The 26,133-nt window shown below is 63.0% G+C and carries 24 protein-coding genes and 2 pseudogenes; 12 read left to right on the forward strand and 14 right to left on the reverse strand.

From position 1 onward, the window contains the following. Window positions 1-3: 3 nt before the first annotated feature. Window positions 4-1,389, reverse strand: a complete 1,386-nt coding sequence (locus tag RAD16_RS26780) for a sensor histidine kinase (RefSeq protein WP_458160831.1) — start codon at window positions 1,387-1,389, stop codon at window positions 4-6. Window position 1,390: 1 nt separating this feature from the next. Then, window positions 1,391-2,065 (reverse strand): response regulator transcription factor, encoded by a 675-nt coding sequence (locus RAD16_RS26785; RefSeq protein ID WP_458160832.1) that lies wholly within the window; start codon window positions 2,063-2,065, stop codon window positions 1,391-1,393. A gap of 425 nt (window positions 2,066-2,490) precedes the next feature. On the opposite strand from RAD16_RS26785, the gene RAD16_RS26790 reads away from it, so the two are divergent. Beyond that, window positions 2,491-3,864 (forward strand): epoxide hydrolase family protein, encoded by a 1,374-nt coding sequence (locus RAD16_RS26790; RefSeq protein ID WP_458160833.1) that lies wholly within the window; start codon window positions 2,491-2,493, stop codon window positions 3,862-3,864. Between the two features lie 77 nt (window positions 3,865-3,941). On the opposite strand, the gene RAD16_RS26795 is transcribed toward RAD16_RS26790, so the two are convergent. Together RAD16_RS26795 and RAD16_RS26800 are read right to left on the reverse strand one after the other, a co-directional pair. After that, the gene (locus RAD16_RS26795) at window positions 3,942-4,700 is read right to left on the reverse strand and encodes a sulfite exporter TauE/SafE family protein (protein ID WP_458160834.1); all 759 of its coding nucleotides are present in this window, start codon (window positions 4,698-4,700) and stop codon (window positions 3,942-3,944) included. Between the two features lie 528 nt (window positions 4,701-5,228). Then, window positions 5,229-5,546 (reverse strand): hypothetical protein, encoded by a 318-nt coding sequence (locus tag RAD16_RS26800; protein ID WP_458160835.1) that lies wholly within the window; start codon window positions 5,544-5,546, stop codon window positions 5,229-5,231. Window positions 5,547-5,668: 122 nt separating this feature from the next. Here RAD16_RS26800 and plsY point away from each other — a divergent pair, with 122 nt between their 5' ends. The 4 genes from plsY to RAD16_RS26820 all read left to right on the forward strand — a co-directional run bounded on the left by plsY (window position 5,669) and on the right by RAD16_RS26820 (window position 9,046). Further along, a complete protein-coding gene (plsY, locus tag RAD16_RS26805; protein ID WP_458160944.1) occupies window positions 5,669-6,355 on the forward strand; it encodes a glycerol-3-phosphate 1-O-acyltransferase PlsY in 687 nt (228 codons plus the stop codon). Window positions 6,356-6,538: 183 nt separating this feature from the next. Then, window positions 6,539-6,958 (forward strand): RidA family protein, encoded by a 420-nt coding sequence (locus RAD16_RS26810; protein ID WP_458160836.1) that lies wholly within the window; start codon window positions 6,539-6,541, stop codon window positions 6,956-6,958. A 129-nt stretch (window positions 6,959-7,087) separates the two neighbouring features. Beyond that, window positions 7,088-7,738, forward strand: coding sequence for a glutathione S-transferase family protein (locus tag RAD16_RS26815; protein ID WP_458160837.1), 651 nt, complete (start codon window positions 7,088-7,090; stop codon window positions 7,736-7,738). Between the two features lie 147 nt (window positions 7,739-7,885). Continuing rightward, a complete protein-coding gene (locus RAD16_RS26820) occupies window positions 7,886-9,046 on the forward strand; it encodes an acyl-CoA dehydrogenase family protein (protein WP_458160838.1) in 1,161 nt (386 codons plus the stop codon). A 125-nt stretch (window positions 9,047-9,171) separates the two neighbouring features. On the opposite strand, the gene RAD16_RS26825 is transcribed toward RAD16_RS26820, so the two are convergent. The 4 genes from RAD16_RS26825 to RAD16_RS26840 form a co-directional block, all read right to left on the reverse strand. Then, complete coding sequence (locus tag RAD16_RS26825; protein WP_458160839.1) at window positions 9,172-9,522, reverse strand: YunG family protein; 351 nt, start codon at window positions 9,520-9,522, stop codon at window positions 9,172-9,174. Window positions 9,523-10,029: 507 nt separating this feature from the next. Continuing rightward, window positions 10,030-11,121, reverse strand: coding sequence for a TRAP transporter substrate-binding protein (locus RAD16_RS26830; protein ID WP_458160840.1), 1,092 nt, complete (start codon window positions 11,119-11,121; stop codon window positions 10,030-10,032). Between the two features lie 203 nt (window positions 11,122-11,324). Further along, on the reverse strand, window positions 11,325-12,467 hold the full coding sequence (locus RAD16_RS26835) for an Mrp/NBP35 family ATP-binding protein (protein ID WP_458160841.1): 1,143 nt from the start codon (window positions 12,465-12,467) through the stop codon (window positions 11,325-11,327). A 54-nt stretch (window positions 12,468-12,521) separates the two neighbouring features. Beyond that, window positions 12,522-12,971 (reverse strand): VOC family protein, encoded by a 450-nt coding sequence (locus RAD16_RS26840; protein WP_458160842.1) that lies wholly within the window; start codon window positions 12,969-12,971, stop codon window positions 12,522-12,524. Window positions 12,972-13,135: 164 nt separating this feature from the next. On the opposite strand from RAD16_RS26840, the pseudogene RAD16_RS26845 reads away from it, so the two are divergent. The 5 genes and pseudogenes from RAD16_RS26845 to RAD16_RS26865 form a co-directional block, all read left to right on the forward strand. Next, window positions 13,136-14,032, forward strand: a pseudogene (locus RAD16_RS26845) (NAD(P)-dependent oxidoreductase); the annotation flags it as partial. A 22-nt stretch (window positions 14,033-14,054) separates the two neighbouring features. After that, complete coding sequence (gene nhaD / locus RAD16_RS26850; protein ID WP_458160843.1) at window positions 14,055-15,332, forward strand: sodium:proton antiporter NhaD; 1,278 nt, start codon at window positions 14,055-14,057, stop codon at window positions 15,330-15,332. A 136-nt stretch (window positions 15,333-15,468) separates the two neighbouring features. Further along, window positions 15,469-17,064, forward strand: coding sequence for a sensor histidine kinase (locus RAD16_RS26855; protein WP_458160844.1), 1,596 nt, complete (start codon window positions 15,469-15,471; stop codon window positions 17,062-17,064). A 44-nt stretch (window positions 17,065-17,108) separates the two neighbouring features. Next, the gene (locus RAD16_RS26860) at window positions 17,109-17,312 is read left to right on the forward strand and encodes a DUF1289 domain-containing protein (RefSeq protein WP_458160845.1); all 204 of its coding nucleotides are present in this window, start codon (window positions 17,109-17,111) and stop codon (window positions 17,310-17,312) included. A gap of 22 nt (window positions 17,313-17,334) precedes the next feature. After that, on the forward strand, window positions 17,335-17,889 hold the full coding sequence (locus tag RAD16_RS26865; protein ID WP_458160846.1) for a TIGR02281 family clan AA aspartic protease: 555 nt from the start codon (window positions 17,335-17,337) through the stop codon (window positions 17,887-17,889). A gap of 150 nt (window positions 17,890-18,039) precedes the next feature. On the opposite strand, the gene dusA is transcribed toward RAD16_RS26865, so the two are convergent. The 6 genes and pseudogenes from dusA to RAD16_RS26895 all read right to left on the reverse strand — a co-directional run bounded on the left by dusA (window position 18,040) and on the right by RAD16_RS26895 (window position 23,830). Continuing rightward, the gene (dusA, locus tag RAD16_RS26870) at window positions 18,040-19,035 is read right to left on the reverse strand and encodes a tRNA dihydrouridine(20/20a) synthase DusA (protein WP_458160847.1); all 996 of its coding nucleotides are present in this window, start codon (window positions 19,033-19,035) and stop codon (window positions 18,040-18,042) included. A gap of 553 nt (window positions 19,036-19,588) precedes the next feature. Further along, window positions 19,589-20,170 (reverse strand): isochorismatase family protein, encoded by a 582-nt coding sequence (locus RAD16_RS26875; protein ID WP_458160848.1) that lies wholly within the window; start codon window positions 20,168-20,170, stop codon window positions 19,589-19,591. 353 nt (window positions 20,171-20,523) lie between these two features. Further along, window positions 20,524-21,249: a response regulator gene (locus RAD16_RS26880; protein WP_458160849.1), complete on the reverse strand. Its 726-nt coding sequence runs from the start codon at window positions 21,247-21,249 to the stop codon at window positions 20,524-20,526. 187 nt (window positions 21,250-21,436) lie between these two features. Further along, window positions 21,437-21,683, reverse strand: a pseudogene (locus RAD16_RS26885) (thiamine pyrophosphate-dependent enzyme); the annotation flags it as partial. 75 nt (window positions 21,684-21,758) lie between these two features. Beyond that, complete coding sequence (locus RAD16_RS26890) at window positions 21,759-23,144, reverse strand: FAD-binding oxidoreductase (protein WP_458160850.1); 1,386 nt, start codon at window positions 23,142-23,144, stop codon at window positions 21,759-21,761. Between the two features lie 377 nt (window positions 23,145-23,521). Further along, window positions 23,522-23,830 (reverse strand): hypothetical protein, encoded by a 309-nt coding sequence (locus RAD16_RS26895; RefSeq protein WP_458160851.1) that lies wholly within the window; start codon window positions 23,828-23,830, stop codon window positions 23,522-23,524. A gap of 164 nt (window positions 23,831-23,994) precedes the next feature. Between RAD16_RS26895 and RAD16_RS26900 the strand changes: the two genes are divergently transcribed. Both RAD16_RS26900 and RAD16_RS26905 read left to right on the forward strand, forming a co-directional pair. Then, the gene (locus tag RAD16_RS26900) at window positions 23,995-24,945 is read left to right on the forward strand and encodes a LysR family transcriptional regulator (RefSeq protein ID WP_458160852.1); all 951 of its coding nucleotides are present in this window, start codon (window positions 23,995-23,997) and stop codon (window positions 24,943-24,945) included. After that, window positions 24,942-26,105 carry a VOC family protein gene (locus RAD16_RS26905; protein WP_458160853.1) on the forward strand — a complete coding sequence of 388 codons (1,164 nt, stop codon included), beginning with the start codon at window positions 24,942-24,944 and terminating at the stop codon, window positions 26,103-26,105. The genes RAD16_RS26900 and RAD16_RS26905 overlap by 4 nt, the downstream gene beginning before the upstream one ends. Window positions 26,106-26,133: the final 28 nt, after the last annotated feature.

Consider the following 26,133-nt stretch of genomic DNA (forward strand, 5'->3'; position numbering starts at 1 on the left):
CGGTCAGCTTCGGCCAACGGCGGAAGCCCCCGCCTCCGCCAGCCGAAACCGCAGCGTGAACTCGGCGCCGCCACCGGGCAGATTCTCCACCGCCACCGTCGCCGCGTGATCGTCCGCCACGCCGCGCACGATCGACAGGCCGAGGCCCGCGCCGTCGCTGCGCTGGCGGTCACGGCGCCAGAAGCGCTGGAAGATCAAGTCGCGCTCGGCCTCCGCGATGCCGGGGCCGCAATCGCGCACGCGCACCGCGCCGTCCTCGCTCACCTCGACGTCGACCGCTGTGTCCTTCGCGGTGAACTTGATGGCGTTTTCGGCAAGGTTGAAGATCGCGCGCTGGAGCATCTCGGCATTGCCGTGGATCAGCACCGGCGCGTCCGCGCCCTTCAGCGCGATGTCCTTGTGCTGGGCGATCGCGAACGGCGCGATCGAACCGACCACCTCGGCGCAGACGGCGCGCAGATCCGCGGTCTCGCCGGGATCGAGTACCAGCGTGTCGAGCTCGGCGATCTCCAGGAGCTGGGCGACGATGCGGCTCATGGCTTCGATGTCGGCATGCAGCGCCTGTCGTGCCGCGCGGTCGTTGAGCGTCTCGATCCGCGTGCGCAGGATCGTCAGCGGCGTGCGCAATTGATGCGCGGCATCCGCCGTGAACTGCCGCTGCACCCGAAAGCCGTCCTCGAGTCGGTCGAGCGCCTGGTTCACGGCCGTGACCAGCGGCATGATCTCGCGCGGGATCTGCTCGGTCGGCAGGCGGATGTCGGTGCGCGCCGGGCCGATATTGCTGGCCTCCTCGGAGGCCTTCCAGAGCGGTGCGACCGCGCGGCGGAAGATGACGATGTCGATGCCGAGCAGCACCAGCAGGATCGGGATGGTGATCCACCCCACCCGGCGGAAGAAGTTCGAGACGATGTCGTCGATGATGACATCGCGGTGCGACAGGTCCTCGGCGACGCGGATGCGCACCGTCCTGCCTTCGATCACGCGGCTGACGCCGGCGCCGGAAATCGTCTCGGACAATCGCGGCACCGGTGTGTTGTCGCCGGCCCTCCGCCGCGACGAGAACAGCAGGCGGCCGTCGGCGTCGCGGATGTCGTAGAGATAGCGGCCATAGGCTTCCGAATAGAGCCCCCTGAGACTGTCAGGCAGATTGAACGTCAACGTGCCGTCGGCCTGCGGGACGATGCGCTCGGCGAGCACCTCGGCCTGGGCCCGCATGGCGTCGCGATGCAGCTGGTCGATCTCGGAGTTGAGCAGCCAGAACAGCACCAGCGGCAGGAAGATCGCGACCACCGCGACTGCCAGGATGTGCAGGAACACGATGCGCCAGATCAGCGATTTGAACGTCGGCGATCTCGCCGCGATCCCGGCGCGAAGTCCGACCTCGGCCACGCTATTTCTCCTCGGCCATGAGATAGCCGACGCCGCGGATGGTGTGGATCACAACCTTGGCGCCGTGCTCGGCGAGCTGCTTGCGCAACCGCGAGACGTAGACCTCGACGGCGTTGGAGGCGACCTCGCCCTCGAGGCCGAAGATGTGGTCCTCGACGTTCTTCTTCGGCACCACCCGCCCCTGCCTCCGCAGCAGGATCTCGAGCACCGAGGTCTCGCGCGCGGAGATGATCCGCGGCTGGTCGTCGACGAAGATCTGGCGGCTCTCGGTGTCGTAGACGAGGTTGGCGAGCCGCAGCGAACGGCCGAGCAGCTGGCCCGGCCGGCGCAGGATCGCCTCCAGCCGCGCCACCAGCTCCTCCATCGCGAAGGGCTTTGCCAGATAGTCGTCGGCGCCGCTGCGCAGGCCGCTGACGCGGTCCTGCAGGCCGCCGCGCGCGGTCAGCACCAGCACCGGCAGCGGCTCCATCTGCCGCCGCAGCTCGCGCAGCACCGACAGGCCGTCGCCGTCGGGAAGCCCGAGGTCGAGGATCATCGCGGCATAGCTGACGCTGCTCACCGCCTCGCGCGCCTCGGCCGCACTGCCCACGATGTCGCTCTCGTAGCCCGCCGCCGACAGCCCGGCGGCCACGAGCCGCGACAGTTCGGCATTGTCCTCGACGATCAGAAGGCGCATCGCATTCCCGGCATCACCGCACGGCTCGCGCCGCATATCCTGCTCTCTTCCACCATTCCGGGCGCCTCGGCCAGCGAAAAAGCACCGCCCACCGATCGACCTGCTGTCAGGTTCGTGTAAGCCAAGCGCAAGAATAGCTCGCACAGGATCAGCTACGTCCAGCGGTCTCCGACGACCGTCTCGACGCGCGCCACCGGGCACAGCGTTTGGTCAGCTCGATTGTCTTTCATATTCCTCATCGCCTGGACCAGACTGCATTCGCGTCGTCGCCCTATCTTGCAGCGGCGCTCGCGCTGCCCGAGTGAAGCCGAGGCAACAACGGCTAACGATGTCTCACAAGCCATAACAGGCGTTCCCCGCGCTTCCGCGGGATGATCCGGGACGAAACATCTAGGCGAAGTCATCCCAGGCAAAGGAGAGGTTCCATGACAACGCTCATCAAACCGCCGGCCGCTGCTGCGGTGGCCATCTCGACCAGCGACGCCATCGATCGCGACAGGCGGAACTTTCTCACCACAGCTGCTGCAGGCATCGTCGCCACCGGCGCCGCGACGCTGCTTCCGGTCCGTCCGGCGCCTGCCGCAACGAGCGAGGCGATCCGCCCGTTCAAGATCAACATCCCGGACAAGGCGCTCGCCGATCTCCGCCATCGCCTCGCCGCGACTCGCTGGCCCGACAAGGAGACGGTCGACGACGACTCCCAGGGCGTACCGCAGGCGACGCAGCAGGAGCTCGTCCGTTACTGGCGAACCGATTACGACTGGCGAAAGATCGAGTCCCGGCTCAACGCATTGCCGCAACATCTGACCGAGATCGACGGCCTCGACATCCATTTCCTGCACGTGCGCTCGAAGCATCCAAATGCACTGCCGATGATCGTGACGCATGGCTGGCCGGGCTCCGTCATCGAGCAGCTCAAGATCATCGATCCCCTGACCAATCCGACCGCGCAGGGCGGCAGCGCCGATGACGCGTTCCATCTCGTGATCCCGTCGATGCCCGGCTACGGATTTTCGGGCAAGCCGACCACAACGGGCTGGGATCCGCAGCGCATCGCGCGGTCCTGGGTCGTGCTGATGAAGCGCCTCGGTTACACCAAATTCGTCGCACAGGGCGGCGATTGGGGCTCGCCGGTCTCGAACGAGATGGCCAAGCTCGGCGCGCCGGAGCTGATCGGCATCCACGTCAACCTGCCCGGCGTCGTTCCACCCGATATCTTCAAGGCGGTCGCTTCAGGCGAGCCCGCGCCAGCCGATCTGTCGGACGAGGAGAAGCGCGTCTTCGCCCAGCTCAAGCTCCAGTTCACGAAGCGGCGCGCCTATGCGCAGATCATGGGGACGCGCCCGCAGACGCTGTCGGCGCTGGCGGATTCGCCCGCAGGCCTTGCCGCCTGGCTGCTCGATCACGGCGACGGTTACGCCCAGCCGGCCGCGGCAATGGCCTCGGCGGTCGCCGGCCATACGGTCAACGGGCATTCCGCGGGCGCGCTGACGCGCGACGACGTGCTCGACAACATCTCGCTGTACTGGCTCACCAACACCGCGGTCTCGTCGGCGCGACTGTACTGGGAAAACAAGATCAATCTCTACCTCCCGGCCAACGTCACGATCCCGGCCGCCGTAACGGCGTTCCCCGGCGAGAGTTTCGTGGCGCCGCGGAGCTGGGCCGAGCGGGCCTATCACAGACTGATCTATTTCCATCAAGCCGAAGCCGGCGGTCATTTCGCGGCGTGGGAGCAGCCCGCGATCTTCAGCCGCGAGGTTCGCGACGCTTTCCGGTCACTGCGCAGTTCGACCTGATCACGTTGGCAGCGTGCCTGGTGCGCCCCGCTTTCAAAGCGAGAACTAGTTCACGCCGCTCGCGTCGCGGCGCCCGCTCATGCGAGATAGCCGGACACGCCATCCCACAGCAGTTTGAGCGCGGTCACCACCAACAGGCCGTAGCAAGCGCGAAAGATCTGCTGCTGGTCGAGCTGCCCGTGCAGGCGCCAGCCGAGCCAGACGCCGCTGGGAATGGCGAGGAGGCAAATCGCCATCACGATCCATTCGTTGCCACTCGGCCGCGTCAGCAGCAGCCACGGCACCGCCTTGGTCGCATTGCCGACGGTGAAGAACAGGCTCGTCGTTCCCGCGTAGACTTCCTTGCTGAGGCCGAGTGGCAACAGATACATCGCAAGCGGCGGACCACCGGAATGCGCGACCATGGTCGTGACGCCAGAGGCGAGACCGGCGGCGACCGCCTTCGGCGTCGAGCGCGGCGCAATGATCACCTTCGGATCGCGGAAGAACCACAGGCCGACGAAGATCAAGGTGACGACCGCCATCACGATCGCGACGGCGCGATGGTCAAGCACGCGAAACAAGAGATAGCCGAGAGCGATGCCGATCACGAGTCCGGGCAACAGCAAGACGAGATCCGGCTTCGACCAGGTCGAGGGCTTCCAGTAGCGCAGAGCGAACAAATCCATCGCGATGAACAGCGGCGCGAGCAGGCCGCCGGCCGTCACCGGATCCATCACGCAGGACAGCAGCGGGATGCCGACGATGGAGAAGCCGCCACCGAACGCGCCCTTCATGAAGCAGATCAGGAACACGCCGGTGAAGGCAATGAGGATGCTGGTGACCGTCAATTCCATATCGGCCTCTCCGGCACGACCTGACTTACGCCGTCCCTCGGTTTCCCTACGAACCCCGTCGGCGCGACGGGGTTTCGCTCCGGAAAAAGAGGCCGGGCAGCGCCGAGGGCACGCCAAACACCAGGCCGATGAATCCGAGAAACAGGTCGAGGTAGCTGAAGGTCATTGTCCTAACTCTGTCGTTTCCGGGCGATCCCGGTACAATTCACTGATTGCCCCGAATATGATCCGACAACCCACTCAGTACAATGGCAATATTGTCCTCGGTGCAATTTGAGTGACGCTCGTCAGCTTAAGCGGCCCGCCAAATACTCCTGAACATTCCGGGCAGAACCACCGAGCGGCACGCCAGTTGTCTGGACGGCACAGCCCCTGGATCGTTCGATCATGTACCGCCTGCTCTATTTCGCCGCGTTCCTTGCCGTCACCGGCATTACGTTCGTCTTGCTGGTCGCGTTCAACAGGCTCATCGGCGGATGATGCCAGGCGCGCCTCGCTGCGTTGGCCAAGCGACCACCACGAGCGTCCTTAAGGCTGTTCGTCCGGACACCAGCGCTCGATCAGGAACGAGCTGCCCGCTGCGCAGGCAAGCACGGACGCCACGAGGAGGATACTCGTGGGCAGCGAGATCAGTCCGCGCTGGTGGGCAGTCATCGCAGCCGTGCCAAAGGTCAGCCAGCAGCCCGAACCGACAAAGTTCGCCGCGGCCTGCACGACCGCGCACCGCGTCACCGGTCGATAGTTCAGGAATTTCCAAAGCAGCGGCCCGCCCGCAAATGCGAGCATGAAGACCCATATGAGGGTCAGCAACGGCATGTCGAAGAGGTCGGCGAAACTGGAGGACACGGCAGGCACCCTGAAGCAACCAGCGTTTGACGCGCCGAGCCGGGAACGGGTTCAAGCGTCCCTATGGCGGTCAAGCCGAGGCGGCGATAAAACGCGGATGGAGCAAACCGGACACAGGGCACATGGCATTCTGGGCAACGAGCGCGGTCGGAATGGTGATCGCCTATCTCCTGGGGTCCGTGCCCACGGGCTATCTGGCGGGGAAACTCCTCCGTGGCATCGATATCAGGGAGCATGGCTCCAAATCGACGGGGGCAACGAATGTCCTGCGGACTCTCGGAAAATGGCCTGCGTTGGCGGTGCTCATCATCGACGTCCTCAAGGGCGTCGCGGCCATCATCGTGGCCCGCTCGTTCTGCCCCTGGCTCGCTGCAAAGTTTTCCGCGATGCCGTCGACGGCACTTGATCTGCAGACGTGGGTGCCGTGGACTGTTGGCGTCGCCGGCATCGCCGTGCTGCTCGGGCACGGCCGCTCGATCTGGCTGAATTTCACCGGCGGAAAGTCCGCCGCGACCGGGCTGGGTGTGCTGCTCGCGATGTCGTGGCCGGTGGGATTGGGGGCTGCGGCGACCTTCGGCATCGTGCTGGCGAGCACCCGGATTGTCTCCATGAGCTCGATCCTCGCGTCGCTGACGGCGATCGTTCTGGTCTGCGCTTTCGATCACCCGCTGCCCTATCGGCTGCTGGTGATCGCCGGCGCCCTCTACGTGATCGTGCGCCATCGCGCCAACATTGGGCGGCTGTTGGCGGGCACGGAGCCGCGGCTGGGCCAGAGCAGCCCTGATGCGAAAACGGAAGCGCAAGTCTAGGACGTATCCCCATAAACCCGGCGGCGTGACGCTATAAATGCCACATCCGCTTGCCCCACTGCGACCAAGTTCGCGCGGCGTCTCAATATGTGGCGAAGAGCCACAAGCCGATTTTCCCCTCGCTGGCCTTCTGCTCTAATGGTGGTGGCGCCGCAAACTGGCGCTCTGGCCAAGGGAGCCTTCATGAGCCGATCGGTGCATGTTCCTGTCGGAATCTTCGACAGCTCGCGCTACGGTTTCGCGCAAGTTGCTACCGTCCCCACACCGTTCGGCGACGTCGTGCATGTGTCCGGCCAGGTTGCTTGGGACGCGGATCAGAACGTCATTGGCACCGGCGACATCGGTCGTCAACTCAGCAAGAGCCTCGAAAACCTCAGCATTGCACTGGCGTCGGTCGGTGCGAAACTCGATCAGGTCGGTGCGCTGCGGCTCTACATCAAGCAGAGTCACATGCACGAGGGCAAAGCCATCAGCGCCGCTCTCAAAGCGGTGTTCGGTGATAATCCGCCGTGTACAACCTGGATTGGCGTGGCAAACCTCGCCAAGGACGAGTTCCTCATCGAGGTGGAGCCCTCTGCAGTTTTCATTACGCGAAACGGCTGATGGCAGATCAGGGATATTTTCGACCAAGACGCGGACTCATCAAGGCGCAGCCATTGCCTGATTGACGCGAGTTTCTTCTTACGTCCGCTCTCTCGGCGGAAAGTGAAAATCTCCATTGAGGTCTACCCCATGCTCACCGTTTACGGTCGTAAATCGTCATTCAACTTGCAGAAAGTCATGTGGCTGGTCGGCGAGCTGGGCATCACGCACAAGCATGTCGAACTGGGAGGCTCGTTCGGGGGCCTCGACGCGCCTGAATTCCTGGCCATGAATCCACATGGCCGCATTCCCGTGATTGATGACTCCGGCATCATCGTCTGGGAGTCGCACGCCATCTTGAGGTATCTTGCGGCCCAATACGCTTCCGGAACGTTGTTCTGGCCGACGAGTCCGGCTGAGCGTGCGAAGGCGGATCAATGGATGGACTGGTCGCAAACTGCGTTGCAGCCGGCATTCCTGGTTGGCGTATTTTGGGGCTGGTACAGGACGCCCGAAGCGCAGCGCAATCTGGCTGCGGTGGACAAAGCTCGGGAACAAACCAGCCGTTATCTGAAGCACGTCGACCATCAGTTGAAAGGCAGGTCTTTCCTGCTGGGAGACCACCTGTCACTCGCCGATATTCCTATAGGGACCCATCTTTACCGCTACTTCAATCTTGACCTTCCGCGCTCGAACCTGCCGAACGTTGAGCGCTGGTATGAGCGGCTGCAGTCGAAGTCCGCCTATCGTGAGCATGTGTGCCTACCATTCGACGAACTCTACGGCCGGCTTGATTTTTGATTTCCACGTCACGGTACACGCATGTGGGCCGCTGTTGGCCGAGGCAGATGCGCCAGAGCGGGTGTTGCTCAAATCCGGCCCGCCCGTCTATAGGTGATCGAAAGCCAGCATTCCGCCGCGGCGGGGTCGACCGGAGTTTTCGTAAGTATGTCCCATCCAGACGACAGCCTTGCCGCGAAGATCGAGGCGTTTATACGCGCAGAGGTCATTCCCTACGAGAAAGATCCGCGGACAGGTCCGCACGGCCCGAGCGACGAGCTCGTGCAGGAGCTGCGCGCCAAGGCGCGCAAAGCCGGCGTCCTGACGCCGCATATTCTCCCCGACGGATCTCATCTCACGCAACGCGAGACCGCAAAGGCTCTGATCAAGTCCGGCCTCTCGCCGCTCGGGCCGCTGGCGTGCAACACCATGGCGCCGGATGAAGGCAACATGTATCTGCTGGGCAAGGTCGGAAGCATCGAGCAGAAGGCGCGCTTCCTCGAGCCGCTCGTGTCGGGCAAAGCCCGCTCGGCATTCTTCATGACCGAACCTGCGGATGCGGGTGGAGCCGGGTCCGATCCGTCGATGATGCAGACGACGTGCCGCCTGGACGGCAATCACTGGATCATCAACGGGCGAAAGAAGTTCATCACCGGGGCCGAAGGCGCAAAAGTCGGGATCGTCATGGCGAAGTCGGACGACGGCGCGTGCATGTTCCTCGTCGACCTGCCCAATCCCGCAATTCGCACGCTGCGCGTGCTTGATACGATCGACAGTTCGATGCCCGGCGGACATGCCGAGATCGAGATCGAAAATCTCCGCGTGCCTGCCGACCAGATGCTCGGCGCGTCCGGCGAGGGTTTCAAATATGCCCAGATTCGCCTGAGCCCCGCGCGCCTGTCGCACTGCATGCGCTGGCTGGGCCTCGCGATCCGCGCCAACGAAATTGCCACCGATTACGCCTGCCGCCGCCAGGCGTTCGGAAAGCCGCTGGTCGATCACGAAGGCGTCGGCTTCATGCTCGCGGAGAACCTGATCGATCTCCAGCAATCGGAATTGATGATCGACTGGTGCGCGAGCGTGCTCGACTCCGGCTCCCTCGGCACGACCGAAAGCTCCATGGCAAAGGTTGCCGTGTCGGAAGCGCTGATGCGCGTCGCCGATCGCTGCGTCCAGGTGATGGGCGGCACCGGGGTCTCGACGGAGACGATCGTCGAGCAGGCCTTCCGCGAGATCCGCGCATTCCGGATCTACGACGGCCCGACCGAAGTTCACAAATGGTCGCTGGCCAAGAAAATCAAGCGCGACTGGAAAGCGGGGCAGCACTGACCGGCGCGCGGTGGAGCATGTAGGATGGGTAGAGCGCAGCGAAACCCATCGCGATCTGCTCAATCGGAATTGCGCGCTTGGTCATCCTGGTGCGAGATGATGGGTTTCGCTGCGCTCTACCCATCCTACGGTCTACTAATGCGGCGCCTCGCAAACACGTCTCTCAGTGCAGCCTGTTGCTCGCTCGTTGCCCCCTGCTCCGCATCGGCGCGATCCGTCGGCACGTCCACGTAAGCGATCGGCTGGTCGAACTGGCTCGCCGTGAAATCGTAGCGCCGGCCTTCAATCCGGTTGTAGAAATGATCGCCGGCCGGCAATGGCGTCTTCAGCAAATCGCCGCCGAAGAGCTCGTGGATCAGCAGCGAGGTGACGTTGCATTGTCCCGCGGCCGGATTGTCCACCGTCCACTGGCTGGACGTGGATAATGACCATGCCTTGCGCAGCGCGCTTTGAACCCCATCTGGATCGAAGCTCATCGACGTCCTCACACAGGCCGCTCGCGCGATTTCGGATTTTTCGACATTGCCTTTATGCCACTGTTTTGCCCGACGAGTCAAACGGCTCTGCTGATCGGTTGGGCCAGCGCAACGTGAAGCGCCGCGTGAGCCCAATTCCATCCTCGTCATTGCGAGCGCAGCGAAGCAATCCAGGTTCTTTCCGCGGAGGGACTCTGGATTGCTTCGCTGCGCTCGCAATGACGGTGCGGAAGCAGATGCGCGCCAAACGCCGATGTCATTTCCGGAGGGCGCCCGCGTCGGGCAAATCGCAGCAACAGCACCGGTTGCGCGATGATTGCGTCGTTCCGCAGATTTGCCCTGATGCATCAAGCTGTTGGCGGCATCCAGCGCGCACCTTGCCCTCGCCTCGCTTCTACTGTGCATGGGGTTGTTTTCACATTTTTTGTTTGAGTACCCAGGCCGGCAACGAAAAACCCGGCCTCGCGAACGAGGCCGGGCTCTGTCGTCTTGCGACGTGCTCGAAGATCAGCCGCGGGTGCGCGAGCGGATCATGAAGCTGTCGTAGGTGTATTCGGCGACCTGCCACCACAGATATCCGTCGGAGCGGTAGGCCTGCATGGCGTCAATCGACTTCTTGAAGTCGGCGTTCTTGGCCGAGGTCTCGGCCCACAGCTCGTTGGTCGCCTTGAGGCAGGCCTCGAGCACTTCGTTAGTGAAGGGACGCAGCTGCGTACCACCGGCGACCAAGCGCTTCAGCGCCGCCGGGTTCTGCATGTCGTAACGCGCGGCCATCCAGCTGTTGGCGTTGGCCGTCGCGTTGGTGAGGATCGCCTGGTAGTTCTTCGGCAGCGAATTCCACTTGTCGAGGTTGGCAAAGGCGTGGACCATCGGACCGCCTTCCCAGAAGCCTGGATAGTAGTAGTACTTCGCAACCTTGGCGAAGCCGAGCTTCTCGTCATCGTACGGGCCGACCCATTCGGCAGCGTCGATGGTGCCCTTTTCCAGCGCCGGATAGATGTCGCCGCCGGCGAGCTGTTGCGGCACCACGCCGACCTTCTGCAGCACCTGGCCGGCAATGCCGCCGATTCGGAATTTCAGGCCCGAGAGGTCCGCAACGGTCTTGATCTCCTTGCGGAACCAGCCGCCCATCTGGGTGCCGGTGTTGCCGCAGGCGAAGCCGATCACGTTCGACTTCTTGAAGAACTCGTTGCCGAGCTGCTCACCGCCGCCCTGATACCACCAGGAGTTCTGCATGCGCGCGTTGAGGCCGAACGGTACCGAGGCGTAGATCGCCCAGGTCGGGTCCTTGCCGACGTAGTAGTAGGAAACGGTGTGGCACATCTCGACGGTACCGTTCGAGGTCGCGTCGAGCGCCTGCAGACCCGGGACGATTTCGCCGGCGGCGAATACCTGGATCTGGAACTTGTTGTCGGTCATCTCGGCAACGTACTTCGCCACCTGCTCGCCGCCGCCGTAGATGGTGTCGAGCGACTTCGGGAAGCTCGACGTCATGCGCCACTTGACCTCGGGTGAGGACTGCGCGATCGCCGGCGAGGCTACCGCGGCGGTCGCCGCCGCGCCTGCTGCCGACACTTTCAGGAAATCACGACGCTTCATCTTCAGGTCTCTCCTTGCTGGGGCGTTTCCCCTAACTTCCTCTTTGCCGCCGTTCATTCCGGCGACGCGTTCTGGGCCGCGTCTAACCGAAGGGGCTTGACTGCCGTGGGCCTTTAACACGGACGGCCCGGTTTCGGAACGCGACATTGGCATGACGGGGCTCTACGAAAGTCGCATGTCCCCGGTCGCTTGGCCCGAGGGCCTCAGGCGGCTGCGATGACGCCCTTGAGCTGGTCCCGGACCCGTCCCGCAATGGCGCGATAGATCGCCGCATGGGGTCCGTCCGGCTCGCTGTCAACGACGGGGTTGCCGGCATCCGAGGTGGCGCGAATCGCCATGTGCAGGGGGATCTCGCCCAGGAACGGTACTCCGAGCTTCTCGGCCTCGTGCCGCGCCCCGCCATGGCCGAAGATGTCGGATTTCGTGCCGCAATGCGGGCACTGGAAATAGCTCATGTTCTCGACGATGCCGAGCACGGGCACGTTGACCTTCTTGAACATCGCAAGCCCCCGGCGGGCGTCGATCAGCGACAGGTCCTGCGGGGTCGAGACGATCACGGCGCCCTTCAGCGGCACGTTCTGCGCCAGCGTGAGCTGGGCATCGCCGGTGCCCGGCGGCATGTCGACGACGAGCACGTCGAGCGTGCCCCATGCGACGTCGCGCAGCATCTGCGTCACTGCCGACATCACCATCGGACCGCGCCAGATCATCGCGGTCTCTTCCTCCACCAGAAAGCCGATCGACATGATGGCGAGGCCGAAGCGGCGGAGCGGAATCATTTTTCGCTCGCCGTCCAGCTGCGGCTTCTCGTGCAGCCCGGTCAGGCGCGGCACCGACGGGCCGTAGATGTCGGCATCGAGCAGCCCGACCTTGAGGCCGAGATCGCGCAGGCCCAGCGCCAGATTGAGCGCGGTGGTCGACTTGCCGACGCCGCCCTTGCCCGAGGCGACCGCGATCACCGCCGCGACGCCCGGGATCTCGGACTGCCGCGACATCGGCGATTGCGCGCCGCCCTGCGACGGCGGCTTGTGGGCGTGGACCGGCTGCACGCCCGGCGTGCCGCGGCTCGGCTGCGGGGGCGGCGGCGGCGCGGAGCCCGGCTTACGCTCGGCGGTCAGCGCCACCATCGCGGTGGTGACGCCGGGAATGGTACGCACCGCGGCTTCGGCCTCGGCCCGGATCGATTCCCAGGCCCGCGCCTCGGCGGCATCGACGTTGATCGAGAAGAACACCTTGCCGTCGGAGGCGCTGATCGCGCTCAGCACATTGGCATTGGTGAGCGCGACCCCGCGGGGCGACTTGATCTTGGCGAGGCTGTCGAGGACCTGTTGCTGCGTCACGCTCAAAGCGCATCTCCCAGAAGTTCAAGATGCCCCATTAGAGCGGAAACGGCCAAAAGGCTACTGCTTGCCGATATCGTCAGCCATCTCGACGGGCGCGGCCCCCTGCTCCTTCGCCGCCTCGTAATTCAGCTCGATCATGACCCCGTTGGGGTCGTGGACGAAGATCTGCCAGAGGTTGCCGCCGGGCACCTGGCGGGAGTCGAATTTCATGCCCTTGGACGCCAGCCGCTGCTTCATGCCTTCGAAGCCGCGGCTGACGAAGGCGACATGGTGGACAACGCCGGAATCCGGCTTTTGTGGCTCGCTGGTCGGCGAAATATCGACGAGGTGCACCACCGGCTTGCCCTCGCTGTACATCCAGGCCCCCGGGAAGGCGAAGTTCGGCCGGGCGCCTTTTTCCAGGCCCAGCACGTCCTCGTAGAAGCGGACCGTCTCGGCCAGATTCCGGGTCCGGATATTGAAATGATCGAGGACGCCGACGCTCACACCACCCAAACCAGATGCCATGCCTTCGCTCCCTTGTTTTGAAGTCCTTGAGGTCCGCCATCCTAGCACAGGGGGCCGCCAAACGAAGCCGTTGCCCTCTCGCCGCAAGGGTTTATGGTGCGCCCGGCCGCCCCCGGGCGGAACCTCAGGACCCCGGCTGGCGCCCCTCGCCCGGCTGCAACCGTAAAACTCAAGCTACGGACACACACATGGCTAAAGTCGCTTTCCTCGGTCTCGGCGTGATGGGCTTCCCCATGGCCGGACACCTCGTGAAAAAAGGGGGCCATGAGGTCACCGTCTACAACCGCACCGCCGCCAAGGCGAAGGAGTGGGCGGACAAGTTCGGCGGCAAGACCGCGGCGACCCCGAAGGCCGCGGCCGAGGGCCAGGATTTCGTGATGTGCTGCGTCGGCAACGACAACGATTTGCGCGCGGTCACGATCGGCGCTGACGGCGCGTTCGCCGGCATGAAGAAGGGCGCAACCTTCGTCGACCACACCACCGCCTCCGCCGAAGTCGCGCGCGAGCTCGATGCGGCCGCGACCAAGGCCGGCTTCAAGTTCATCGACGCCCCCGTCTCCGGCGGCCAGGCCGGCGCCGAGAACGGCGTGCTGACGGTGATGTGCGGCGGCGCCGAGGGCGCCTATGCCAGCGCCGAGCCGATCATCACAGCCTCCTATGCCCGCATGTGCAAGCTGCTCGGGCCCGCCGGAAGCGGCCAGCTCACCAAGATGGTCAACCAGATCTGCATCGCAGGCCTCGTGCAGGGCCTCTCCGAGGGCATCCACTTCGCCCAGAAGTCGGGCCTCGACGTCGCCGCCGTGATCGAAACCATCTCCAAGGGCGCGGCGCAGTCCTGGCAGATGGAGAACCGCTACAAGACCATGAACGACGGCAAGTACGATTTCGGCTTCGCCGTCGAGTGGATGCGCAAGGACCTCTCGATCTCGCTGGCCGAAGCCCGCCGTAACGGCGCCAACCTGCCTGTCACCGCGCTGGTCGACCAGTTCTACTCCGAGGTCGAGAAGATGGGCGGCAAGCGCTGGGATACGTCGAGCCTGCTCGCGCGCCTCACACGCTGATACCTGACGGACTGAACTCACCTTGCTGATCGCGATCGCCGTCATTTTCGTCGCTGCTTACGCGGCGATCGCGCTCGAGCATCCGATCGGGGTCAACAAGAGCGCGTCCGCGCTGCTAGCCGCGGGCTTGCTCTGGACCGTCTACGCGATCGCAACGGCCGACCACGCCATGGTCGGCCGCGAGCTCGACGAATCCGTCGCCTCCACCGCACAGATCGTGTTCTTCCTGATTGGCGCGATGACCATCGTCGAGGTCGTCGACGCCCATGACGGTTTCGAGGTCATCACTTCCCGCATCAGCACGACCAGCCAGATCCGCCTGATATGGCTGGTCGGCTTCGTCGCGTTCTTCCTCAGCGCGATCCTGGACAATCTGACGACCACCATCGTCATGATCTCGCTGATCCAGCGGCTGATCGCGCGGCGCGAGGATCGCCTGCTGTTCGCCTCCGTCATCGTCATCGCCGCCAATGCCGGCGGCGCGTGGACCGTGATCGGTGACGTCACCACCACCATGTTGTGGATCGGCGGACAGATCTCACCGCTCAAGATCATGGGTGCGGTGTTCCTGCCTTCGCTGGTCAACTTGCTCGTGCCACTGGCCTTCATCAGTCTTGCGCTGAGGGGCAAGACCATCGCGCCGCCGCCGAAGGACAACGAGCTGTTGGCCGTTCGGCGATTTGAGCGCAATTTGATGTTCTGGCTCGGGCTCGGCGTGCTGATCGCGGTGCCCGCCTTCAAGACGATCACCCATCTGCCACCGTTCATGGGCGTGCTCCTCGGGCTCGGCATCGTCTGGCTGGTCGGCGAGATCGTCCATCGCGACAAGGACGAGCACGTCCGCCAGCCCCTCTCGCTGGCGCATGCGCTGACGCAGATCGACATGGGTTCGATCGTCTTCTTCGTCGGCATCTTGCTTGCGGTTGCCAGTCTCGATCATGCCGGCCTCCTGTCGGTGGTGGCCAAATGGCTCGACGCCGTGATCGGCCGCCAGGACATCATCGTCGTCGTGCTGGGCCTGCTCAGCGCCGTCATCGACAACGTGCCGCTGGTCGCCGCGACCATGGGCATGTACGACCTCGGCCACTACCCGACCGACAGCTTCCTCTGGGAGTTCATCGCCTATTGCGCCGGCACCGGCGGCTCGATCCTGATCATCGGCTCGGCCGCGGGCGTCGCCGCCATGGGGCTCGAGCGGATCGAGTTCCTCTGGTACGCCCGCCGCATCGGCGTCCCCGCGCTCGCGGGCTATCTGGCGGGCGCACTGGTCTACGTCGCACAATATGCGGCACTGCACTGAGCAGCCCTGCCCAGCCGAAAATTAACGCGCGGTTAACGTAATTCTTTAGCTCCTTAAGTCACCTCTTAAGGATTTCTTGCCAGAGATAGAGAATGCAGAAGGCCCGCCTCGTGCGGGCAGGAATTGTTGTTGTTCGATGAGTAACCCCGCTGAAAAGCCAGAAGTCGTTCAGCTTCCGGCCGAGCCGGCAAGCGCTCCATCGGCGAGCAGCCGACGGGCTGCGGCGCAGCGGGTGCGCGAGGCGCGCGACAAGTTAACGTCGACCAGCGGAACCCGCCCGGCCTTCGACGCCGAGATGCTGCGCCAATATGCGCAGACACGGCTGTCCGCCTCCTATGTCGTGATGCTGCTGGTGGTCGCGACCGGCGTGCTGTTCGGCCTGTGGATGCAGCCGATCCCGGCTGCGGCCTGGACCGCCGGCATGATCTGCATTCACGCCGCGATGATCCGCAGCTGCAAGCGCTTCCTGACCGAGCCCTCCTCGCCCGCGGCAACGCGGGCCTGGCGGACGCGCTTCGTCGTGCTCGATCTGCTCTATGGCCTGTGCTGGATGGCGATCCTGATCCATCCCGTGCTCGACATGGTCACGGAAACGTTGATGATGTTCCTGATGCTGCTGGTGATCGCGGTATCGAGCATGCTCGCCGCCAATCTGCCGATCGCAGCCCTTGCCGCCACCGCGCCGGTCGCGGTCGCGATGGCGCTGAGCTTTGCGATAACCGGCTCGCTCGACAATTACATCCTGGCCGCGCTCGCGATCGCCGCCGAAGGCTATTTCGTGCTGCTCGCGCATCGCCTGCACTCCTCGACCTTCGCCACGCTCGAGGCCCGCGCCGAGAAGGATGCGCTGATCGGCGAGCTCGAACAGGCCAAGGCCATCTCGGACGAAGCACGCCACCGCGCCGAATCCGCCAACGTCGCCAAATCGCGCTTTCTCGCGCAGATGAGCCACGAGCTGCGCACGCCGCTGAACGCGATCCTCGGCTTCTCCGAGGTGATGAAGAGCGAGATTTTTGGCGCGCATGCGGTGCCGGTCTACAAGGAGTACTCGGCGGACATCCATAATTCCGGCGTGCACCTGCTCAACCTCATCAACGAGATCCTCGACCTGTCGCGGATCGAGGCCGGCCGCTACGAGCTCAACGAGGAAGCGGTGTCGCTGGTCGGCATCGTCGCCGACTGCCATCATCTGATGAAGCTGCGCGCCTCCAGCCGCGGCATCACCATCCACGAAGTGTTCGAGCAGGCGATGCCGCGGCTCTGGGCCGACGAGCGCGCGATCCGTCAGGTCGTGCTCAATCTGCTCTCCAACTCGATCAAGTTCACCCCCCAAGGCGGCGAGATCTGGCTGAAGGCCGGATGGACCGCCTCGGGCGGACAATATCTCTCGGTGAGGGATTCAGGTTCCGGAATCCCTGAGGACGAGATTCCGGTCGTGCTCGCCTCGTTCGGCCAGGGCTCCAACTCGATCAAATCGGCCGAACAGGGCGCGGGCCTCGGCCTGCCGATCGCGAAGAACCTGATCGACCTGCATGGCGGCACGTTCACGCTGAAATCGAAGCTGCGCATCGGCACAGAGGTGATCGTCACCTTCCCGCCGGAGCGCGTGATGAGCGCGCTGGCGCCGATGTCGGACGATTCCCCGCCGCTGCAGCCCGAGGGTTCCGTGATGCCCGACGAGAAGCGCCGGCCGCGCCACAAGCCGATCATGAGCGCAGGTACCGGTTCTTAACGAGATGCTTGCAGAGATGCCCGACGATCCCTCACTATGTCCACATGAGCAAAGAAACGCCGTGCGTCGCCGTCTGCATGATCGATCCCAAGACCAGGCTGTGCTTCGGCTGCGGCCGCACCTTGCCCGAGATCGCGCGCTGGCACGCCATGGAGAGCGCGGAACGGCTGTCGGTCATGGCACTGCTGCCGGCGCGCATGGCGGACGCTGGCTTGCAGCCGATCGCGGGAACGCCGAAGCGCGCCTGACGGATTTCTGCGGAGGCGCGCAATGATCCGTTTCCTGCTCGTCCTCATCATGCTCGCCGGCACGGCCGGCGCCGTCGTCGCCTATGGCGATCCCGACCAGCTCGTGCGCGCCAGCAACAAGGTCTCGCACATCTTCCGCGGTCCGCCTGCAACGCCCGCCCCCGCCGTCCAGATCCAGCGCGGCCAGGGCGGCGAATTCGCTTTGCGCGCGAAGATCAACGGCGTCGCCGCGCCCATGGTGATCGATACCGGCGCGACCTCGGTGGTGCTGACCTGGGAAACCGCGAAGGCGATCGGACTGCCGCTCGAAATGCTCGAATACAACGTCGACCTCGAAACCGCCGGCGGCCACACCAAAGCCGCGCGCCTCACCCTCGACCGTCTCTCCGTCGGCCACCTCGTCGAGAAATCGGTGCCGGCCCTCGTCGTGCAGCGCGGGCAGATGAAGACCAACCTGCTCGGCATGAGTTTTCTCGACCGCCTGGAGAGCTGGGGCGTGCGCGCCGACAAGCTGATGCTCACCGGCTATCCGGAGATGCAGAGCAGCCATCGTCGCCCGCGCACGGCGGTCGACTAGATCGGCTGTGACGCACGACGATCCGCCGGACTGGAACGCGCCGAAATTCCACACCTTCCGCGTCCGCGTGAACTATCATTTCGACCTGTTCCGCTGAGGCGGATCGACCAAGAGCCGGATTTCGCGATCCGGCTCTTCATCTGACTGCGGCTAGGCGGCCACTTCCGGCAGCGCACGCGCACCGACGCGCGCGATCGCATCACCCAACACCCCGACCCCGGCGCCCGGTTTGACGCCCTGCTCGGCAAGATGGCGGCGGAAGGCACGTGCGCCGGGCACGGCGTGGAATGCGCCGACGAAATGCCGTGTCATCGAATGCAGCCGCGTGCCGCGCGCAAGCTGCGCCTCGATATAGGGCATCATCGCCTCGAACGCCTCTTGCATGGTCGCGTGCGGCGGCGCCTGGCCGAAGATGTCCTGATCGACCGAGAGTAGCCGCCACGGCTCCTGATAGGCGGCACGGCCGAGCATCACGCCGTCGACGTGTTCGAGATGCGCTTTGGCTTCGTCGATGCTCACGACGCCGCCATTGATGATGACGGGCACATCGGGCATCGCGCGCTTGAGGCGATAGACGCGATCGTAGTCGAGCGGCGGGATGTCGCGGTTCTCTTTCGGCGACAGGCCGTTGAGCCAGGCCTTTCGCGCGTGCACGATCAGCGCATCGCAGCCCGCGGCGACCACGGCGCGCGCGAGCGTATCGAGCGCGACTTCCGGATCCTGCTCGTCGATGCCGATGCGGCACTTCACGGTGACGGGCACGGCAACCGCGCCCTTCATCGCCGCGACGCAGCGCGCCACGAGCTCCGGCTCCGCCATCAGGCACGCACCGAAGCGGCCATCCTTCACGCGGTCCGACGGACAACCGACATTGAGATTGATCTCGTCATAGCCGAATTCCTCGCCGATCCGCGCCGCCTGCGCGAGCTCGCGTGGATCCGACCCGCCAAGCTGAAGCGCCACCGGATGCTCGACCGCGTCGAACCCAAGCAGCCGTTCCCAATCGCCATGAATGATAGCGCCGGTGGTCAGCATCTCGGTATAGAGCAGCGCCCGCCGCGTGAGGTGACGGTGGAACACCCGGCAATGCCGGTCAGTCCAGTCCATCATGGGCGCCGTAGAAAATTTTCGATCTAAGCCATTCATTTTACTGAGATATTTCGCATCGTGTCGGTCCTATGTGCAATTGGACCGATTGAGAAATCCGGTTTGACGAGGCTTCCGCTGCCAGCCTCTTCTAGGGCCATATATGCATAAATTGGAAGTGAAAATCACATCTTCGGATTATCGGTGCACACGCCACGGAAACGAGAGCAAACCGTGTACAGGCCCGCCAACTCGCCCGATGCAGCCTTCATCCTTCTCGGTATGCTCGTCAACGTTCTCGTCGGGACGAGCAATCGCATCGAAGGCTATGTTACTGGCTTGCTCCGTCTCACCTGAGACGGAGCCACCTTCCGCAGATTCCAGCATGCAATTCGATGGTGGCAAAATTCATTTTTCGATTGCCAGCATTGGTCCCGTTCTACAGCGCGCGAGATTTTGCAGAATGTCTTTTCAAATCAGCGATACACCACGAGAGCTGACGAGCTCGGGAGGATGATTTCGACGCCGTGCTCGAATTAGCGTACGACCAACGGCGTAAATCGACGGATGTTCGAGGCATAAGACGATCTCGAGCGAGCGCGTTCGCGCTGCCTCACGAATATTCGATGATCGAAACCAGCTTCTTGCCGTTCGGGCTGGTCCAATCGAGCGCCAGCTCGGAGACGATCTGTGGAACGGTTACGATAGCCGCGCCCGCCTTGTGCATGCGCTGCAGTGCCAGATCATGACCGAGCTGTGAAAACGAAGCCGAGGCGTCAGCCGCTACCTGAACCTCATAGCCCTCCTCCAGCATTTGCAGCACTGGAAAAGTGATACAAATTTCGGTGGTGATACCGGCCACGAAAAGCTTCTTGCGACCGGTTGCCTTGACAGCCTTGTTGAAGCCTTCGTGGTGCATCGCGTTGACGATGCCCGGCCGCCTGATCCTTGCAGCAAACGCCTGAGGCAGGATTTGTTCGAGCTCCGAGATGAGCGGGCCGGTGAAATTGACCTGATCCTCCATGCTCGAGGTCAACACCACTGGCATTTCCAGGGCCTTCGCGATTTGTGCGAGCCTGAGCGCGTTTTTCCTGACGATATTGATATCGAGAGAGTGCGTCCACGACATCGTACCAACCTGGTGGTCGATCAGCACCATCGCGGCATTCTCGGGGGTAAAGGCGTTCTTGTGCATGTCAAAACCCTTAGAGTGGACATTTTCGTAGCGGCGGAGCGCCCAAGCCTCAAACAAGCTGCTCGCGCGCAGCGAAAGCTAGTGAGTGGACGACTCGTCCAAAAGGCGGATAAATAGCAACACATCGTCCGCTTTTTATGGACGCCCCCCTCGGATTTTCTCCTGCGCAATATTGCCGGAGATATGCGGAAGCTTCCCTGTCACGCGGCCGTTACGCCCACTGCAAGGAACGCTTACAACTGCAGCTGCTGGCGCTACGTCTTCACCATCACTGCTGTCTCCCTCCGTCACGCGCAGGATCCTTCGGGAGCCCGTCCGCGTTCGCGCGTAGCATCCACTTGCAATGTCGTATCCTAGAACGGCTCGACGGGAATGGTGAAGACGTAACCAACGCCGCGCTCGGCCTGGATGATGCGCGGCGCACTCGGGTCGGTCTCCAGCTTCCGCCGCAATCGCAGCACTTGAACGTCGACGCTCCGGTCAAAGATATCTTCGTGGACGCGGGTCGCCTGAAGCAGGTGCTCGCGCGTCAGCGGGCGTAGCGGCGCTTCAAGAAAAGCCAGCAACAAGGCGTATTCGCCCTTGCTCAGGGGGACCTGCGAGTTGTTGACGTCTATCAGACTGCGGCCGCGACGTTCGAGTTTCCAGCCGTTGAAGCGATAGCCGCCGCGTTCTGGTTCACGGGCACGCGCGGCCCGCCCCATCTCCTGACGTCGCAACACGGCGCGGACTCGCGCCAGGAGCTCTCTCAAGCTGAATGGCTTGATGATGTAGTCGTCGGCGCCGAGCTCGAGCCCAACGATGCGGTCGCTCTCGTCGAGCCGGTGCCCGGTCGTGATGATGACAGGCACATCGGAATGTGCGCGAATTTCCCGCAGCATATCCAATCCATCGTCCTGACCTAGACGAAGGTCGAGAATGATCAGACCAGGCTGCGTTCGCTCAAGATGAAGGTGCAGCTCGGCCCGGCTGGATGCGGCCCTGCTCGGCACACTGTGTTCTTCCAGATATCCGATCACCATCTGCCGCAAAGCGGCATCATCATCGACGACAATGATATGGCTGACGTCTGCCAACATATTTGATCTCTCAAACTTGCCGTAGCAGCAATCCCGGTTGCTGCGTTGGGACAGGAAATGCTGCTTGATCCGGCTGAAACTTGAATTAGCCCCGGTCTGCCCCCGGCGATCTTGCCCGCACCGTGCCGCGCGCGAGGCATGGGCCGCCTTTGCCTACCCTACCCGCCCTGCAACAATGACAGGCAGATCAGGATTCACCGTGTGCGTCCGCCGGCGCCCGCGCCGCCTTGAAGCCGGCGACGAACCGCGCCAGCGTGTCCGACGTCCTCCCGCGGGGCAGCATCACCTCGATCAGCGCGAAGCGGCCGTGGTTCTGTACCCGCCCGCTCCAACGCGGCCGCGAGCTCGCGCCGCGTCGTCACCCGCTCGCCGGTGCCGCCGAGCACCGGCGCGATCTTGGCGAAATGCCCGTCGTCGAGATCGTTGAACGCGGAGAAATCGCCCGGGATGCCGAAAATCTCGCGCGCCGTGCTTCTTCAGGCCCTCGAGCAATGCGGTCGCGAGCGTGGTCATGCTTCGCGCGCCCGAGCTTCGGCAACGATCGGCAGCGGGATCGCGGACCGGAACACATTGTCCGGGTCATAAAGACGCTTGGCCCTGAGCAGTCGATCAGCGTTCTGGCCAAAGCTCGCTGCAGCGCGCTCGACCTCACCCTCGCCCAGCATGTTTGGGTATCCGCCAGGAAGCGCGATATTCGTAAACGCCTCGCGGGCCTCACGTACCCATTGTCGATGCCGCCGTTCTTCCGTCCGCGATCCGTCGTCAAATGACGCAAGGATTTCGATGGACACATGGTCCCGACGCAAGCCAAACGCAGTCGTTTCCAATGGGACCTGCGAGGCTGCTCCCTTGAACTCATGGGTGATCATGGAACAGCCGGCCGATGGCGCATTCGCCATTGCTTTCAAAAGCATGTCGATGCCAGCCTCGTCGAGCACGGGGAGCAGGCACGTTTCCATAAACACACGCTGCCCATTCGCGATGGCCGGATCAAACAGCGACACGGAAGCGCCGTAGCGAACCGTTCCCACAGTATTGGAGAGCGCCGTCCCAAGCTCAAGGAATGGCGCTAGATGGGTGTCGGCCTCGTCGGACGAACCACTCCAGGTCGGCACAATCATGATGACCGGCGTGCCATCAGGCCCCGCCCCCGCGACGACCTGCACCGTCAGTTCGTCCGGCGCGAACCGCGCCGTGTCGGCGCAGCGTCGAAGTACGTCCCGGGCTTCCGCGAACGGATAGACCAGCGCACCGGACACGACATAGGGCAGTTCGTGCAGTCGAATCCGCATAGCCGTGACCACGCCAAAATTGCCGCCGCCGCCGCGCAATGCCCAGAACAGATCTTCGTTGCGCCCGCGCTCCGCGATCACCAGCCGGCCGTCCGACAGGACGACGTCGGCCGCTATCAGATTGTCGAGCGCGAGCCCAAAACGTCCGTTCAGCGGACCGTAGCCGCCCCCCAGTGTAAGCCCAGCCATGCCGACCGTACTGCACGAGCCTGTCACTGCGGCGAGCCCGAGTGGATCGGTCGCCGCGAGCAGATCGGAGGCACGGCTCCCGCCGGAGACCCAGGCAATGTCGGCCTCAACGACCACATCCCGCATACCACCAAGGTCAAGCACGAGTCCATCGCACAACGCGCGACCGGCCCAATCATGGCCGCCGCCTCGCACGGACAGCGGAAGGTCTGCAGAACGCGCGGCCGCAACGGCAAACTGGATGTCCTGCGGCGCCCGACAATGGACGATGGCACGAGGCTGGCGTCCGACCGGCTTCGCCCAGATGGCGCAGGCGGCCTTATAGTCTTCATCGCCTTGTGTTGAGATCCGACCTTCGATCTGGCCACTGAGCCTACGGAGGGCACCATCAATATCCCGAGTCTTTTCCAGCATACCGGCCGTCCTGACGGTTGTTCGTGAAGACTTCCCCAACAACAGGCGTGAAGCTTGGCTGCCAAGCCGTACCAAAGCCATTTCAAGTGCGGTCCAATTCGTTACAGATGTTACGGATTGTAGCGTCAGCGCCAGCCTTGTAGTGTCTTGCCGCCATATGCTCACAATTCGCGCGCCCGGTCGGTCCCCGATCTCGCCGCGGAGAAGGCCGGCTGCACCGGCGATACAGCGACAATTGTCCGGTTTTGTCGGATACAGCGTATGTCTGCAGGGCACTACTTGGACTGTCCGCCCTTCCTTAGGCTTATGACTCTTCCGCAGCGAAGTGCTCACGACTCAAAGGAAAGACAATGCCGACTAGTTTACTCCAGCATGTCTCACCCGAGGACGCAGCGCTCGTTATTGATTTCCAGCCGCAGATGTTCATGGGCGTTGAGAGCCGCCTGAAACTCAGAAGCAATCTGCAGATCATCGCCAGGGCTGCGAAGCTCTTCAAGTTTCCGACCTTGCTGACGACCGCAACCGCGAACGCCTCTGCCGGCCCCTTCGTGCCCGAGGTCGCCAAGGATGTCTTCTCCAATGATCCGATCCAGGGTCGCACGTCGATCAATGCCTGGCTCGATTCCGGCTTCGTCTCCGCCGTGGAGGCAACCCGACGGAAAGCGGCTGGTCATCACCGAAGGCATGATGGACATCCTCAAGGAGCACACCGCCTTCCGCATCAATGTCTACTTCTCGAAGTGGACGGTCGGCGAAGAGGTCACGCGGAAGTAACAGCTCGACTAAAAGGGGCTCGTGTTGGGATGAATCAAAGGGAGGTGTAGTTGCTCAAGAACTCACACGGAACGGCATGAAACCCGCCAACCTTCGTATCGATGTCATCACGACGTTTATCGCAATCGTCGAAGCGGGAAGCATGAGAGAAGCCGGTCGGCGTCTTGGCATCTCCAAGTCTGTCGTCAGTCAACGCCTCAGCGCGCTGGAGGCAGCCCTGAATGTCCGGCTGCTGAGCCGGTCGACGCGGCAGCAGGCCCTCACCGAGAGCGGTAAATATTTTTTTGAGCGTTGCCAGAAAATCGCCGAGGATTTCCAGCTCGCAGCCGAAGAGGTGAGCGATCGGCAGGACGAGTTCTCCGGCACGATCCGCATCGCCGCCCCGATGAGTTTTGCTGTACTACATCTGACGGACGTGTTTTCGACGTTCTTACAGACCCATCCCTTGATCGATCTCCAGATCGAATTCGACGACCGCATGCATGATCTGGTCGGCGACTCCTTCGACATGGCGGTCCGAATTGGAAGGCTGAAGAATTCCGCGCTGATTGTGCGCCGGTTCGGGCTGAGCAATCGGGTCGTGGTCTGCTCGCCGCGCTACATTGCCGAGAACGGAAAACCCCACTCGATCGAGAGTCTCGAGAACCACTACGCCGTCAGCTATGCCAATCTCACAGCTCAGTCGGAATGGATCTTCCGCCGGGGCGACGAGATCAAGAGCGTGACGCCAAAGAGCCGCATGAGGGTCAATAGCGGTGATATCCAGCTCGCGGCTGTGAAGGACGGCGTTGCGATTGCAGCGCTGCCCCTCTTCATCGTTCACAAGGCGATCGAGGCGCGAGAGGTCCAGATCGTCGATCTCGATTGGCAGTTGGTGCCAGACGACCTTTGCATCGTTTATCCGCAGAACCGTTTTCTGGCACGGAAAGTAAGAGCGCTGTCCGCTGCCATCATCGCCCACATCGGAAGTCCGCCTCGCTGGGAGAGCCGGCTTAGCGCAGAACAACAGGAGAAGCTAAAATCATGAATCAGATGATCATCAACGGCGTCAACAGCCAGACCTTCGTCTGCTCGGATCTCCAAAGAGTCGAGCATTTTTATACGCTCATACTCGGTCTTCGCGTTGTCAAGCGCACTGTCAGCCATCTCGATGGACGATTGCCAGTGATCACCTTCGGCTTCAACAGCCTCGCGGAGGAGCCACGATCGCAAACCATAGCCTATCTCGAATGGAATCCGATCTTCTACATGATGCCGAAGGAAGGATTTACCGATCCCTCCCTCGTGGCAGATGCTGTTTCAAACCCGCGCGCAGGTGATCCCAAGGGGCGCTGGGGCGCCGGCACCAACCATCATCTTGCCCTTCACGTCCCTAATCGAAACGGACTTTTGAAGTGGAAACGGCGGCTTACGGACTTTGGCATTCATGTCACTGGCCCATATAACCGACACTACTTCCATGCGATCTATTTTCCCGACCCGGACGGCGCGATCATCGAAATCGCAACGTCGGAACCCGGCTTCGGTCATGACGAAGTTGTTCTGGGATCGGAATTCAAGCATCAGCCTGCGGAAAATCTGGTCGGCGGCCGGAGCGAATTGTCCATCGCGTCAGAAACCTGGCCGGCGCCGATGCCCGTTATCGGCGATGATTACGCGTTGCGTGGCTTCCACCATATCACGTCAATTTCCAGCAACGCAGAGCGCACGGAGAAGTTTTTCGTCGAAACAGTTGGACTGCATCTGATCAAGAGGACCGACTACCTCGACGAGAAGGGTGGAACGCATTACTACTATGCCTGCGATCAAGACCTTTCTCCCGGCTCGGTGATCACATTCTTCGGCCTGCCCAACTATGCTCCGGGACGGCTCGGAACCGGTCTTTCCCATCATTTCACGTTGGAGGTCGAAAACGAACCGGCGCTTGCCGATCAACGCATACGCCTGAAGCGCGCCGGCGTCGAGGTTTCCGGCATTCAGGACGCAATCTATTCGAAGCTCTTCCATTTTCGTGATCCCGACGGCCATATCTGTGCCGTCTCGACGCCCAGCGACTTTACCGTAGACGAGGATAGGGAAGATCTCGGTCAATCTCTCTGTTTGCCAGAGTCACTTGAACCGCGCCGCGCCGAAATTGAACGGCACCTTGCGCTTCGACCAGCACCGACGCCGATCCTCGCTGAGTGAGAGTCGTTGGGGCGCGGTGCTGCCGCGC

Source organism: Bradyrhizobium sp. 18BD, assembly GCF_054185225.1.